This window comes from Halobacillus naozhouensis (genome assembly GCF_029714185.1).
GTDB lineage: Bacteria > Bacillota > Bacilli > Bacillales > Halobacillaceae > Halobacillus_A > Halobacillus_A naozhouensis.
Window position 1 is genome coordinate 3,398,754 of sequence record NZ_CP121671.1, and the last position, 14,067, is coordinate 3,412,820.

The window sequence follows — 14,067 nt, forward strand, 5'->3', positions numbered from 1 at the left end:
TGTTCAAAAACACCTAATAATAAGCTGTGAATTCAATTTTTTCTAGTTTTTTGAATTTTAACGTAGGCTTTTAAACCATAAAACGCTGACTTCACTGTATCTACTAAAAACTCTAAATCATCTTCTGTTGAGGATAGAGGTGGTGCAACAATTAGTACGTTATTATAACCTGGTATGGTGTCGCCATTGCGACCAATAATTAATCCGTTCTCTTTACATTTTCCAATAATGGACCCGATCAGTTCGTCAGATGCTGGTTTCTTGGTCTGCTTATCCTCTACCATTTCAATACCGTAAAGGAAACCAACACTCCTTACCTCCCCTACATTTTCGTGTTCGATCAACTCTTTTAGTTTCCCTAAAATGGAATTACCTAGTTCATCGACTCGATTTACGAGATTTTCTCTCTCAATAATTTCTATATTTTTCAAGGCAACCGCACATGATGCTGGATGCCCCCCATATGTGGAAACATGCCTGAAGTGGTTATGGTCGCCTGTTTCTTTAAACTTTTCATAGATGTCTGATTTAACTGCGGTTGCACCTAAAGGCAAGTAGCCACTTGTCAATCCTTTTGCCATGGTAACGATATCTGGTTCAACATCTTCTGTGTGCATGAAGCCAAACATCTTCCCGGTACGTCCGAAGCCTGAAACCACTTCATCCATTATGAGAAGCACATCATGTTTTTTACAAATCTCAGAAACTCGTTTTAAGTAGGCTTTAGATGGGATAATGACACCTCCGCCAGAAATAAACGGCTCCATAATGACACCGGCTACGGAATCTGCCCCCTCCCACGTAATCATTTGATCAATCATTTCTGCAGCGATTAAATCACTTTTTTCCGCATCTTGATCAAAAAGGCTACGGTAACTATATGGAGGCGTGGTATGAAGGAAACCCGGTACACCTGGATCATATTTCATGCGGCGATTCGCTTGAGCTGTTGCACTTAACGCCCCTAGAGTTGTTCCATGGTAGGCTCGGTATCTTGAAATGAATTTGTATTTTCCCGGGTTCCCATTTTGATCATGATATTGCCGGGCAATTTTAAAAGCAGCCTCATTTGCTTCTGATCCACTATTGGAAAAAAAGGTTTTATAGGATCCCCCTAAAAGCTGACTGATTTTCGCAGAAAGGTTAATGGCCGGGACATGACTCAACGTCAATGGAAAATAGGATAATTGCTTCATCTGCTCAGACGCAGCATCGATTATTTCTTGACGTCCATGACCTAAATTCAAACACCATAAACCTGATACACCATCTAAGTATCTATTCCCATTCACATCTGTAAACCATGCACCCTCACCAGACTCCGCGACCATTGTCGGTTGATTTTCAACATGACGATGCATGGCATGCCATAGATGATCCGTATCCTTTTTCACCAAACTATCCATTTCTTCTTTTACCTTCATCACATTCATCTCCTTTAAACAGATGATTAATATACAAGCTCTAGAAATCGGCAACAGAAACATCAAGCTACCTCTAATATCTTTTCTTTACGAATAAATCATGATGAAGTGGTGGCTAAATCCTCTAGCAATAACTCGGCCGGGTGATAAGGTAAACCTAAGGCTTTGGCTACCGCTGGATGCGTTACATATCCCTTTAACGTGTTAATCCCTTGTGCTAAGGCTTTATTTTCGTTTGCTGCTTGCTTATATCCTTTACTTGCAAGCAATAAACCGTACTGAGTCGTCACGTTTGTTAATGCATAAGTCGATGTACTTGATACTGCCCCGGGGATATTTGCGACTGCATAATGAACGACACCATGCTTTACATACGTTGGCTTATCATGAGTCGAAATTCGATTGGCTGTCTCAATAGACCCCCCCTGGTCAATAGCTACATCAACAATTACTGAACCATCTCTCATCGTTTTGACCATGTCCTCTACAACCAGTTGAGGAGCCTTTGCGCCGGGGATTAATACAGCGCCAATCAATAAATCCGCTTTTTCCACTGCCGCTGCAATATTGAATTCATTTGACATAACCGTGTTGATTCTGCCGCTAAATTCATTATCCAGTTCTCTTAGTCTGTTTGGGTTAATATCCAGCAACGTAACATTTGCACCTAAACCGAGTGCCATCTTAGCCGCATTCGTCCCTACTATGCCTCCACCGATAATGACGACTTCCCCTGCTTGAACCCCGGGAACTCCACCTAAAAGGGTGCCTCTACCTCCATTTAACTTTTCTAAAAAATGAGCTCCAATTTGTATAGACATTCTTCCAGCTACCTCGCTCATAGGCGTTAGTAATGGAAGGGCGCCATTATTAAGTTGGATGGTTTCATAGGCGATGGCGGTAACCCTGCTTTCAAGAAGCGCCTCGGTAAGGTCCGGTTCCGCAGCAAGGTGAAGATAAGTGAACAAGATTAATCCCTCACGGAAGTATTGATATTCCTCTGGCTGCGGTTCCTTCACTTTGAGCACCATTTCAGCTTCCCAAACATCTTGCGGTGAAGGCATAATTGTGGCTCCAGCTGCCTTATACTCTGAATCAGAAATCCCACTACCTACTCCCGCACCACTTTCCACCCAAATTTCATGGCCCTCCTTTCTATAAGCCGTTATGCCAGCAGGTGTAATAGCCACACGTTTTTCGTTATTCTTTAACTCTCTAGGTATCCCTATAATCATTTGCTTTCCTCCCTCTTTATAATTAATCATTCATTCTTCATCTGCACCTTATTCCCATAATGTCATTCGGACATCACATTGTCCGGACCAGTTTAAAGATAAAATTATCCTAGTCAGCTATTTCTTCTTGATAAATTTATAGAAAACGAATACATGTCTGAACGGTAGAAGCCTTCTTGATATTCAACGACGTCCCCTTCGTTATCATAAATCATCCGATTGATGATCAAAGTACATGAAGCCGGAGATACACCTAAAAGATTTGCATCGTTTTCATGAAATGGACCACTCGTGATCATTTGTTCCGCATCTGCAAAATTGATTTCTAATTTTTTCTCAAGTAAATCGTAAAGGGTTGCGTTATCCAGGTCATATTTCTCAAGCTTTCTCCCAATCTCGACAGGATAGTACTGATTTTCTATAGCGATTGGGCTATCGTCTGCATATCGAACCCTTTTAATAAAGTATGCAACATCAAGTCCGGTTAATGTACTAACTGATTTATCAGGTTTAATAATACCGTGATCAATTAGTTTTGCTCCCGGCTTCATTCCCATTCCTCGAATCGTTTCCGTCGTACTACTCAAGTACCCTAACCACTCTTGAATGGGCTTAAATGAAACAAACGTCCCTTTACCCTTTCTTTTTTCTAGAACACCATCCCTGACTAACAGATTAATAGCCTCTCTAACTGTGCTACGGCTAATCGAGAACTGCTCCATAAACTCCCTTTCACTGGGGATTCTGGTTTTATATTCTCCATCAAAAATTTTCTTTTCCAGGATCTCCTTCAGTTGAATATGAAGTGGAATTGGGTTTGTATGATCTAAAGACATTGTTGAGACCTCCACTTTTTTGAAAATTAAGCACCCTATCTGTAAACGGTTTCAATTTAGCGAAAAAATTACCCTCTTTATTCTTCCATCACTCCCCTTTCCACTCCATCCCACTTTTACAATGAGTTTTTAGTTTCTCTATATCTGATTATAAACTACAGTCTTCACAATCTTCAATAAATTCTGATATCAGAATCCTTAATAATTGAGATAGGGAAATGTTATAAAGCGAGCCATATTGCATCATTTTCCACACCTTTCATGATGACCCCCTTTTATAAGCATGTTCCCGAGCCAAGCCACGTAGAATATGCATTTGTTTTGAGCTAGAGGCCTTTTTAAAAATCAACTATAAGGTGAAAAAGGTTATGAAAGACAACAGTAGAGATGTGATAAGCATCGCAATAAACGGACGGGAAGCTTTTGTTCGTAAAGCCTGGAAACTGACATTTAACCCGAGCCCAACCATTGCCATGGTTAAAATAAAAGTAGATAAATCAGCCACGCCATCCATGATAGCTGCTGGTATTTGAATGTGCTCTCCGATGACGTAGCTTCCGAAGAGACTCATGCCTATAAAGCCAATTAAAAACCAAGGGAAATCAACTTTTGTTTTCTCAGCGCCATTCGCGTTTTTTTTCTTCATCCAGTACATTAAAATAAAACATAAAGGAACCAATAAAAAAACTCGACCTAATTTAGCTAATAAAGCAATCGCTAAGGCATCTTCCCCTCCAGGTGCAGCAGCCAAGGCCACATGGGCAATTTCATGTAGGCTCACTCCGGACCAAACCCCGTAATCGGCATTTGTTATTGGCAAAAAAGGGCGAATCACAGTGTAAAGCAGAGCGAAAATCGTTCCTGCTAAAGCAATAATCCCCACCCCGATCGCCGTATCCTCCTCTTCAGATTTTACGATGGGGGATACAGCCGCAATAGCTGCTGCACCGCAAACGGCCGTCCCGACCGCAAGGAGAAGGGATAATACAAAATCTGCCTTTAACCATTTCGCTATCAACAGCATGACTGCCATAGCAAAAACAATGGTTCCAATGTCTCGTACAAGCAAGGGCATACCCTGGTTAAAGATAACGGCAATATTAAGCTTTAATCCGTATAACACAATGGCATACCGAAGTAATTTCTTGGAGGAAAATTCGATGCCTGGACGGATTTTTTCAGGATATTCCCAAATTTGACGGCAAATGATGGCGATTATAATTGCACAAGCAAGAGGGCCTACACGGTCAAACCCAGGTATTTTTGCTAACCCAAGCCCCAATAATGCAATGAAAAAAGTGAATGCAATTCCGCCGATCCACGGTAACGCCCGATTTGGTCTCTTCCCTAATTTCTTCTGTTGCCCTGAAGAAGGTACCTCATCTAACTTTTCCGCAATTGGTTGTTGTGCCATTTTTCCATGCTCCTTTCCATCTTTTTTTTACCATAGCACAGAAAATGGCCTTGAAATTATACGGATAATTAATAGTTGTTATTTACAAAGATGATAAGATTAATCTGAAAGATGGAAATGCCGTAAAAGTGTATTGATGGTTTTTAATCTTCCAATGGGGAAAGGCATACCCGGTACTTGCCCCATTGGAAGATTAGAGGCTGTTTTACGATTCGAAGGGCAAAAGGAAAAACAACCATAATAAAAAGCAGGCGTATGCCTGCTCTCCGATTTAGATAAATGGGATGCTGATCTAGTCCGTACCATCCGACTTAAACAACACCAAGCAACAAATGTATTCGCTTTACCATGTAAACGGTGTTATCGAAGTATGATAGATCCTAATACCAATCCATCCAAGGATGAAGATATTGATTAGGTCGTCCATTTTCGGTAACCGAAAATGGACGCTTGGCCACAGAGCATAAAGGAGAAAAGCTCCTGATGCTATAAGATAACGTATAAGTACTAAATGGCCTGGAGTGTAGCCACCATGTAAGCTGGCACGAATAGCAGCAAAGGTAGATCCCCATATCATAATTGTGATGAATGCCATCAAGAAAGCCTTTAAGTTCTTTGGTTTCCCCTCCCTATCTTATCTCGAAGTTGAGCTTAGCCTACTATTTATTTGAAATTTAACCAAACCATGCTTCCGACAACAGCTGAACGGCGTTCTGTATTTTTTTCTCCGACAAAGTCGCAAAGCCGAGTAGTACTGTTTTGTTATCATTCATCCCATAATCTGAAACAGGGTATACTTTTACACTATATATTGCCGCCTGATCAATGAGTTCATGCTCTGTCATGCCATTGTTGGCACGCACCAATAAATGCAAACCCGAATCTTGACCAATGATTTCGGCGCATTTCGGAAAATATGTTGAAATCGCTGAAACAAGTGCATCTCTTTTCTTACGATAGACGCCCCTCATTTTCTGGATATGTCTTTCCCAGTACCTGTCCTGCAAAAACCTCTGTAAAATTTCCTGATCGATTCGTGAAACGGTCTGCGCATAAAAGAAATAGTCTTTTTGGTACACTTGAGCAAGCGATTTAGGTAGAATCATATAACTCATACGCAACGATGGCAGTAATGCTTTGGAAAATGTGCTCATATATATCACATTGTCATTTGAGTCCAATCCTTGCAATGCCGGAATTGGCTTCCCTGTATAGCGAAACTCACTGTCATAATCATCTTCAATAATATAACGTTCTTCCTTCTCTTCCGCCCAATTTAGCAGCTGCATTCGCCTTGAAATCGGCATGATCATTCCGCATGGAAATTGATGGGATGGTGTAACAAGTGCCACACCCGCCTCGCTTTCCTCTAAATGGGAGATAAGCATCCCATCTCCATCGAGCGGAACCATTTCTACCTGCTTTGTTTCTTTTTCGAACGTAACCATTTTACGGTGATAACTAGGATCTTCCACAGCAAAAATACTTCCCCGCAACAACTGAAATAAAATTTTCATTAAATATTGCGTCCCGGATCCGACAATAATTTGACTTGGAGAACATCGCACACCTCGGGATTCGTATATATATTCTGCAATGGTTTGTCGCAGCTCCCATTCACCCTGCGGGTGCCCCATCATCAGCACATCTTTATTATCGTTTTGTATTACTTCACTTGCTAACTTACGGTATAGTCCAAATGGAAATGAATCGGTATCCACTCCTGTATAAGCAAAATTAAAGGTATAATCACTACCACCGTATAATCTTTCTTCTACGTACTGGACGCTTCTCTGTATTTCGAATAGATTTTGCTCCATTTCACATACAAAGAACCCTTTGCGAGGGCGTGCTTCTATGTAGCCTTCCGCAACAAGCTGTCCGTAAGCTGTTTCAATTGTGTTCTGACTGATTTGCAGATGATGGGACAGCTTTCGCTTAGAGGGCAGCTTTGTCCCAGATGTTAAATTTCCCAATTCCATTTCTTGTTTAATATGGTGATATAACTGTTCATATAACGGTTCTCCACCATGAGGATTAAGCTTCAGTGTTAATTCCAACATATAACTGACCCCATTAATTTTTATAAAACTGATACTTACAATAGTATCAGAACTTAATTATAATACCTCCATATTAACCAGTTCTTTTTGTGGAAATCAAGAAAAAATTAAGAGGGGGACTCCATCATGAAGAAATCCCGTCGTATAGGTCTTATTATGATTATTAGTGGCGCAACGTTATGGGGACTGTCTGGTCCTATGATTCAATGGTTCTTTCATCATACTGAATTATCATCCATAAGCTTTTTGGTCGTTCGATTGTTGTTAGCAGGTTTTTTTATCTTGAGTTACCTATTTTTCCGAAAGAAGAATATTTTCGGGATTTGGAAGCTCCCACGTCATTGGATCCAACTTATTATTTTTGCGGTTTTTGGCATGCTGGGAGCTCAATATGTCTTCATTGAAGCCATCCACGTAAGCAATGCCGTCACTGCGATGCTGTTTCAATTCTTTGGACCCGTTTTGATCACCATTTACGTTGCCATTCAGATTAAAAGACTGCCATCTCTTACGCAATTCCTAGCTATCATTACAGCATTAACGGGACTCTATTTTTTGATTACCAACGGATCAGTGGAAAATGTTGTGCTATCAAAAAAAGCCATCGCCTTTGGTGTACTAACGATGCTTGGTTTTACTTTCTATACACTCCACCCTGAGTCTCTTATCAAACAGTGGGGGACCATAGTCATTGTCGGCTGGGGCATGTTCATTGGAGGGATCGTATTATTTTTATCTCACCAAACATTTAGTGTCTACTCCCTAACCGAAACATTAACCATCAACACTTTCTCTATGATGATCCTAATTATTATAACCGGAACCCTTTCATTTCTATTTTATATCGGAATCTTAAAATACCTATCTCCAACAGAAACCAGCATTTTAGCTAGCATTGAACCTCTGGTTGCCGCAATCATTTCAGTAACCTGGTTAAACGAATCATTCGGAGCCTACCAACTGTTAGGAGGTATTTTCATTATTGTTGCTGTCATTTTCTTAACCATACCAAAGAAAGAGATTGAACTATATGCAGCAACACAGAAAGTATCCTGAGGGGCAACTGTCTCTTCATTTGTATAAGTAATAAAAAGACATAAAAATTTAGTGGAGGAATAGACCGATGGAAAATAAATCCGCATTGCTATTTATTGGTGCCGGGGCATCGTTATGGGGAATAATCAGTGTATTTGTAACGTATCTTTATGAAATAGGCTTTACACCAACACAAGTTGTTACAATGCGTGTTTTATCCGCAACTTTATTTCTAATTGTTTATGCTCTGTTTAAGAATCGTCAACTCCTAAAAATTAAAATATCAGATTGTAAATACTTTGTAGGGACAGGTATTTTTAGTATTATCCTTTTTAATTGGTGTTTGTTCAGTGCAATTGAAGAAACATCTGTTTCCATTGCAACCATCCTTCTTTATACGGCACCTGCCTTTGTGACTCTTTTTTCAAGACTTATATTTAAAGAATCACTAACAACACGAAAAGTTGCAGCTTTACTTATAACGATTGTCGGCTGCTCTTTTGTTATTGGCATATTACCAAACGCGAATGGATCGACATCTTTATATGGATTAATCCTTGGTCTTGGTTCAGGTCTCTTCTACGCGCTTTATAGTGTATTTGGAAAAATCGCACTCAGGAAATATAAGTCTTTAACCGTTACTGTCTATACCTTTTTGTTTGCAACCGTTGCGATCACACCTTTTAGTGGATTGTGGTCTATAATTCCTCTATTTTCAGATCTTACAGTATGGATTTATATAATAGGTCTTGGTTTTCTCTCAACCATGCTACCATTTATTTTTTATACAAAAGGATTAAACACAGTAGAATCAAGTCAGGCATCTATAATCGCAACAATCGAACCAGTAGTTGCTACTCTAGTGGGCTTTTTAATCTTTCACGAAAAATTAAATTTGTGGCAATACCTCGGTATAGTTATGGTTATTGCTGCCGTTATTATTGTTCAAGAATCAAGAAAGGGCTCTAAGAGGAAATCATTTTTATCCAATGCATCCTCGCTTTGATAGTATATGTAACAATTTATCGGACATTTCAAACATCATGACTTAACTTTACTAAATTACTTATTGGATCTACCTATTGGTGTTTTAACATAAGAATGCCCTTTGCTGAGAAGTACTTGGAAATCAATATTAACAAAGAGGTAAAATAAACCAGAAGGTATGGTGAGTACCTCTTGAACTGACGCCAACCCTTCCATTATGATGGTCTACAATTTCTTTTGTTATCGCTAAACCTAATCCTGTCCCCCCTGTTTCACGGTTACGAGAGGAACAATTGCAGTAAGGCTGAAAATCCATAAGTAATGAAAGAGAGTTGAATTAAATTGGGTGACCGGGTTATACATCATGCCCATGCACTTACATTTACAGGAGATAGTTACAGAGTCAGCCATGCTTTATCAAGGCAAAACAACTGAACAAAATCGGCTGGCAAGCTTATGTATTTTTCATTGCATTATTATGTACTTTTCTATTGCAAAACACAGCTAGCCTCCTGCAACAACTTCTACCACAATATTCCCTGAAAGTTCATCATTTATATAAACGAGAAGATTCCAAACCCCTGCGGTTGGAAACCTTAAATTTGATGGCATATTTACTTCATCCTCATTAATTTGGGCACCTTCGTAGAATTCCCCTGAAAATACCTTGATTAATTCTTCGGATCCCTTTTTATACGCCATTATTTTAACTGGTTGATTCTTAATATTTTCTTTCCCCCAATAAAACCAAAAAATCTTTTGGTCTTTACTGGACACAATCGGGAAACTGCCAGTTATGCCAAAACTATTTTTCTTTCCGATAACTTCGTAGATTACCCTTTCACCACTGTAAGAGCTAGTTTCATAATTAAATGTTGGGGTTAGGTTCCACTCATTATATTCATCCTTTAGTTCAATTACGGCTCCTTCATAAGTCAATTCCATACTATTAGCGTTTTCTTCTTCAGGTTTACTTTTCATGTCGCACCCAGCTAAAAACAATAATAAAAGAGTAAGGTTACCTAAAAAAATAAGTATTATTTTCAAATACCTCATACCTTCTGGTTCTTTTTAGCAGCTTTGGCATTACACAGTTCCCTCCCAGTTATTGGATAAAAGAAAAGCTGAAGATCTCTCGGACAATCCTCAGTTATCGCGCTCCGTTTACAGACTTAATTACATTAGGATAAGTAGGTTGAAAAGCCATTTACTTTGTTAATGATAGGAATGGACTGACTGAAATTTCTTTCCTTTACTAGTTGGGTGGTTAATTAGAAAAACGTCTTATTAAATAAGCTTGTCCTTAGTATAGTTGAAGGTCTTCTCTGCACTCGATTTTAAAAATTCAACTAACCCATCTAACGAACCTATAAACTTCTCAACCTCAGATAGGTGATAAAATGTGCTTGTGGTAGTAAAATTATTAATTTCGTTATTAGGTGAATAAAGGATAACTTTTTTATTAAGTCCCAGGGCTATTCCTAATTCAATGTGGCTCCCTTTTCCTGCTGGCAATAAAACAACGATAAAATCAGACTCCGCCACAGCATTCATTTCTTGTTGGCCAATTTGCTTTAGGTCTTCAAGTGTTGATGCTTTTTCATGCTGTGTCCAATCATATGTATGTACGTAACCCTGAGCCTTCAACTGTTCACTAACGTACCGTACTTTATCTATATTTTTGAAACTTGATGCAATATAAAACTTCACGCTTATCCTCCATTTTTTTTATGAGCTCTGTTCTCCCACAATCCTGCTACAATTCTGGCGGAAAGAGGACGGTCACTTATATGTAATTGTGACTTCCCATAATTAGCATTTAGGATTGCCTCTGTCTTTATCATTACCTTCATCATTTTCTTCCTCTTGTTCATCCGCTTCATTCTTTCGACTTCCGTACTCAAGATTCCTTTTTTCCAACAAATAAATTCTCGGCCAACACACACAGATTAAAAAGGGCGCACTATTCGAATAGTGCGCCCACTTCATAAATAAACTCAAATCTCAGTTAATTGTTCCTCAAGAAGACCCATCGTTGACTTTGCTCCATCTATTGCCCCGTACTTCTTAACCGCCTTTTCCAATTCCGCAAAAGATGGAAAAACCATGCGCATAATGAGCTCGGTATGATTGTCTTGTTCATCAAAAGTCACTGTTACTTACTGCTCTTCGTCTTGGTCCTTTTGTTTCTTTGCAAATCCTCCAGATAATCGTCCAAGCGATTAAACCGCTCATTCCAAACGTTCTGGAAAGAGTGCAGCCAGTCGTTAAGTTCCTGGAACGGTTGTGGGCGAAGCTTATAAATTCGACGATTGGCATCGCATCCACCTCTACAAGCCCAGCATCCATTAGCACACGAAGATGCTTGGAAGTTTGCGGTTGATTGAGTCCAAGACACTTGGCAACTTCCCCTACAGAAAGAGGGCCATCTTTCAAAAGTTCAACAATCTGTAAACGATTCGGTTCAGATAAAGTCTTAAATGTTATATTCATGGTCGCTTCTTCTTTCTTCCCGATTCAACGTAACACCATGTATTTGGCTAGTTTACTGAATTTCTCCTAAATGTTTTCCCAAGTTGTTAATGGTCTCTTTTAGACCTTCCATCATTCCCATATCCATGGTTGCTCTAAGATCTTGAGCCGACGGCAATTGAATATTGACTGTAAGTTTGGTCTGTCCTTCCTTTTCCACGAACGTCACTGTAGCCTAGTGCTCAGGAAGAGGGCCTTCAATTGGGTTAGCTTTTTCATCTGATAAGGTGCTGGTGTAAACGATCTTCTCAGGCTCCACAATTTCTTGATATACACATCTGGACCAATGTCTGTCACCCTCAGGCGATTCAAAGCAATAGTGCCAGATACCACCAGGGCGAAGATCAATGCTGCAGACTGGCATCGTAAATCCACCTGGTGCCCACCATTGAGATACATGCTCGGGCTCAGTGAATGCCTTAAAAACAAGTTCACGCGGTGCATTAAAGATACGCTCTAGGGTGAATCCCCTCTCCCCAACGTTTGTAGTAAGGGTTGCCAATTCATTGCTTTCTGCCATTGTAACCTCCCCTTTATATATTGGACGCAGTCTTGTATGAGACTGTGTCTTCTTATGAATACAGTATACTTCATAAAGAATATTCCTTTAAAGGAATATTTAGTAAAGATTTAGCTTATTTAACTCATACAAACTAAAAAACTCCGACAACCTTTCCTAAGGTGTCGGAGTTCATTCCATTTCGCAAAAAAGCCCTATGAATCTTTATTCCGTGTTTCTTCAATGATACCTTGTTCTTTAGCTAGCTTCTTTGCAATCCGAGGCGCGTGCCATAACAAAGGAAGCATTAAAATCGAGACGGGCACAGCCGCAATCACGACAAATGACTGTAAGGCCCCTATTCCTCCCCCGCCAATTTTAATTAAAATCGTAGCAATCACAGCCATAATCACGGCCCAGAACACACGAATCATTTTCGGAGGATTCCCTGTCCCTGTCACACTCATTGAGATCGAATAGGCCATCGAGTCAACGGTCGTGACGACGAAGAGCATGGTTAAAATCAAAAAGACGAATGGCATCATAAATCCTAATGGCATTTTCTCTGCAATGGCGATGATCGCCGCTGGCAGTCCGCCTTCCATTAATGGAGCGCTGATGGAACCAGCATTTTTCAACTCCTGATAAATGCCTGTTCCGCCTAGAATGGTAAACCAAAAGTTGGCGGCCAAGGGTGCGATAATAGCGACCACAAGGAACACCTCTCTGATCTTGCGCCCTCCAGCGATTCTAGCCACAAGCAGAGAAACTAGCGGGCCAAAACCTATAAACCAGCCGAAGAAAAAGAGCATCCAGCTGCCCAGCCATTCCTGATCAGCGCGAAACGTACTAATCGAAATAAATTCATTTGTGTACATTCCAAAAGATGAGATAAAGGAATCAATGATAAACCCGCCGGGGCCAAATAGCAATAAGAAGAAAGCAATGGTCACTGCCATCACCACATTTACTTTACTTAACCATTGGATTCCTTTTTCAATACCAGTTAACGTAGAGATTAAAACAACAGTAATGAGAGCTAAAATGATGAACACCTGTGTCGTAAATGTATCAGGCCATCCAAATACCGCATTGACCCCATAACTAACTTGTAAGCCAAGGAAGCCAATAGGGCCGATCGTTCCAGCCGCTGCTCCAATAATACAGAACACATCAGCCAGTGTTCCCCAAATGCTGTCACGAATTTTTTCGCCAAAAATAGGGTACAACAGTGTTCTCGGCTTTAGCGGCATTCCCTTATGGTGATGGGCATACATAATCACGATGGTACTAATCGCCCCATAAACCGCCCAGGCCGTGAAGCCCCATGACATATAGCACTGAGCAAGTGCCGGCGCCACGGCTTCTTGTGTCGCAGCTATAATCCCTGAATGCATGGGCGGAACTTCCATAAAATAATACATCGGCTCGGCAGCAGCCCAGAAAACCCCGCCAGCCCCAAGTCCTGAAGTAACGACAATCGCAATAAATTTAAAAAGGCTCATCTCCGGCTGCTTGCCCGGATCACCAAGTTTTACTTGTCCGTATTTTGAAAAAGCGATCACAGCCCCTACAATAAAAGTCGCTAACAAGAGCAGCTGCCAATAAGCTCCAAAATAACGAATCGATAATTCAAAACCTATATCTACGTAGTGTTTAACCATATCCACTTTAACGATCGAAAGTAAAACAAAGAGAAGAAGAAGGCCGCCGCTTAGTATAAAAACGGGCCAATTCACTTTCTCTTTTAACGAAACCTGATCACCATTTGACATCCATTCACCCCATATAAGTAATATACTTGATCGCAAGGTTTCATCCCTGTCCATCAAGAATCTTTCATTGCCTCTGCAAAAGAACTTCGACTCCCCGATCACACTCGATTATGTCTTCACATTCACCGCTGGGTGTTTAGTTATATGAAAATAGAAGAAACGAACCCCATTTTGTTCGACAGCTTACCATTATACAGGAATGGCAACTCCAATCAAATGTTATGGAATGGATGTAGCAAACATCCGCACAGAAAAAGCGCAATTCAT

At 40.3% G+C, this 14,067-nt stretch carries 14 protein-coding genes and 1 pseudogene; 2 read left to right on the top strand and 13 right to left on the bottom strand.

All coding sequences use genetic code 11. The features are described 5' to 3' along the window. Window positions 1-32: 32 nt before the first annotated feature. From P9989_RS17485 to pdxR, 5 genes are all read right to left on the bottom strand, one after another. The gene (locus P9989_RS17485; protein ID WP_390304678.1) at window positions 33-1,424 is read right to left on the bottom strand and encodes an aspartate aminotransferase family protein; all 1,392 of its coding nucleotides are present in this window, start codon (window positions 1,422-1,424) and stop codon (window positions 33-35) included. A 98-nt stretch (window positions 1,425-1,522) separates the two neighbouring features. Beyond that, window positions 1,523-2,659: an alanine dehydrogenase gene (gene ald / locus P9989_RS17490; protein WP_283076143.1), complete on the bottom strand. Its 1,137-nt coding sequence runs from the start codon at window positions 2,657-2,659 to the stop codon at window positions 1,523-1,525. Between the two features lie 113 nt (window positions 2,660-2,772). Beyond that, the gene (locus P9989_RS17495; protein ID WP_283076144.1) at window positions 2,773-3,495 is read right to left on the bottom strand and encodes a GntR family transcriptional regulator; all 723 of its coding nucleotides are present in this window, start codon (window positions 3,493-3,495) and stop codon (window positions 2,773-2,775) included. 349 nt (window positions 3,496-3,844) lie between these two features. Then, window positions 3,845-4,909: a YeiH family protein gene (locus P9989_RS17500; protein ID WP_283076145.1), complete on the bottom strand. Its 1,065-nt coding sequence runs from the start codon at window positions 4,907-4,909 to the stop codon at window positions 3,845-3,847. A gap of 674 nt (window positions 4,910-5,583) precedes the next feature. Then, the gene (gene pdxR / locus P9989_RS17505; RefSeq protein ID WP_283076146.1) at window positions 5,584-6,972 is read right to left on the bottom strand and encodes a MocR-like pyridoxine biosynthesis transcription factor PdxR; all 1,389 of its coding nucleotides are present in this window, start codon (window positions 6,970-6,972) and stop codon (window positions 5,584-5,586) included. A gap of 126 nt (window positions 6,973-7,098) precedes the next feature. Here pdxR and P9989_RS17510 point away from each other — a divergent pair, with 126 nt between their 5' ends. Together P9989_RS17510 and P9989_RS17515 are read left to right on the top strand one after the other, a co-directional pair. Further along, the gene (locus P9989_RS17510) at window positions 7,099-8,028 is read left to right on the top strand and encodes a DMT family transporter (protein WP_283076147.1); all 930 of its coding nucleotides are present in this window, start codon (window positions 7,099-7,101) and stop codon (window positions 8,026-8,028) included. A 67-nt stretch (window positions 8,029-8,095) separates the two neighbouring features. Then, window positions 8,096-9,013, top strand: a complete 918-nt coding sequence (locus P9989_RS17515; protein WP_283076148.1) for a DMT family transporter — start codon at window positions 8,096-8,098, stop codon at window positions 9,011-9,013. A gap of 129 nt (window positions 9,014-9,142) precedes the next feature. On the opposite strand, the gene P9989_RS17520 is transcribed toward P9989_RS17515, so the two are convergent. The 8 genes and pseudogenes from P9989_RS17520 to P9989_RS17555 form a co-directional block, all read right to left on the bottom strand. Then, window positions 9,143-9,310, bottom strand: a complete 168-nt coding sequence (locus P9989_RS17520) for an ATP-binding protein (RefSeq protein WP_283076149.1) — start codon at window positions 9,308-9,310, stop codon at window positions 9,143-9,145. Between the two features lie 188 nt (window positions 9,311-9,498). After that, on the bottom strand, window positions 9,499-10,050 hold the full coding sequence (locus tag P9989_RS17525) for a DUF4871 domain-containing protein (protein ID WP_283076150.1): 552 nt from the start codon (window positions 10,048-10,050) through the stop codon (window positions 9,499-9,501). Between the two features lie 231 nt (window positions 10,051-10,281). Next, complete coding sequence (locus P9989_RS17530) at window positions 10,282-10,704, bottom strand: nucleoside 2-deoxyribosyltransferase (RefSeq protein ID WP_283076151.1); 423 nt, start codon at window positions 10,702-10,704, stop codon at window positions 10,282-10,284. A gap of 2 nt (window positions 10,705-10,706) precedes the next feature. Further along, window positions 10,707-10,898: a hypothetical protein gene (locus tag P9989_RS17535; RefSeq protein ID WP_283076152.1), complete on the bottom strand. Its 192-nt coding sequence runs from the start codon at window positions 10,896-10,898 to the stop codon at window positions 10,707-10,709. Between the two features lie 93 nt (window positions 10,899-10,991). Beyond that, window positions 10,992-11,147, bottom strand: coding sequence for an SRPBCC family protein (locus tag P9989_RS17540; protein WP_283076153.1), 156 nt, complete (start codon window positions 11,145-11,147; stop codon window positions 10,992-10,994). A 2-nt stretch (window positions 11,148-11,149) separates the two neighbouring features. Continuing rightward, window positions 11,150-11,487 (bottom strand): annotated as a pseudogene (locus P9989_RS17545) (ArsR/SmtB family transcription factor). Between the two features lie 214 nt (window positions 11,488-11,701). Continuing rightward, the gene (locus tag P9989_RS17550; protein WP_283076154.1) at window positions 11,702-12,046 is read right to left on the bottom strand and encodes an SRPBCC family protein; all 345 of its coding nucleotides are present in this window, start codon (window positions 12,044-12,046) and stop codon (window positions 11,702-11,704) included. Window positions 12,047-12,240: 194 nt separating this feature from the next. Further along, window positions 12,241-13,800, bottom strand: a complete 1,560-nt coding sequence (locus tag P9989_RS17555; protein WP_283078965.1) for a BCCT family transporter — start codon at window positions 13,798-13,800, stop codon at window positions 12,241-12,243. Window positions 13,801-14,067: the final 267 nt, after the last annotated feature.

What these genes read in the sequence shown, in the direction of transcription:
- P9989_RS17525 (WP_283076150.1), bottom strand. Translation starts at nt 10,050, where the DNA reads ATGAGGTATTTGAAAATAATACTTATTTTTTTAGGTAACCTTACTCTT.
- pdxR (WP_283076146.1), bottom strand. Translation starts at nt 6,972, where the DNA reads ATGTTGGAATTAACACTGAAGCTTAATCCTCATGGTGGAGAACCGTTA.
- P9989_RS17550 (WP_283076154.1), bottom strand. Translation starts at nt 12,046, where the DNA reads ATGGCAGAAAGCAATGAATTGGCAACCCTTACTACAAACGTTGGGGAG.
- P9989_RS17520 (WP_283076149.1), bottom strand. Translation starts at nt 9,310, where the DNA reads ATGGATTTTCAGCCTTACTGCAATTGTTCCTCTCGTAACCGTGAAACA.
- P9989_RS17485 (WP_390304678.1), bottom strand. Translation starts at nt 1,424, where the DNA reads ATGAAGGTAAAAGAAGAAATGGATAGTTTGGTGAAAAAGGATACGGAT.
- P9989_RS17500 (WP_283076145.1), bottom strand. Translation starts at nt 4,909, where the DNA reads ATGGCACAACAACCAATTGCGGAAAAGTTAGATGAGGTACCTTCTTCA.
- P9989_RS17495 (WP_283076144.1), bottom strand. Translation starts at nt 3,495, where the DNA reads ATGTCTTTAGATCATACAAACCCAATTCCACTTCATATTCAACTGAAG.
- P9989_RS17510 (WP_283076147.1), top strand. Translation starts at nt 7,099, where the DNA reads ATGAAGAAATCCCGTCGTATAGGTCTTATTATGATTATTAGTGGCGCA.
- P9989_RS17515 (WP_283076148.1), top strand. Translation starts at nt 8,096, where the DNA reads ATGGAAAATAAATCCGCATTGCTATTTATTGGTGCCGGGGCATCGTTA.
- P9989_RS17555 (WP_283078965.1), bottom strand. Translation starts at nt 13,800, where the DNA reads ATGTCAAATGGTGATCAGGTTTCGTTAAAAGAGAAAGTGAATTGGCCC.
- ald (WP_283076143.1), bottom strand. Translation starts at nt 2,659, where the DNA reads ATGATTATAGGGATACCTAGAGAGTTAAAGAATAACGAAAAACGTGTG.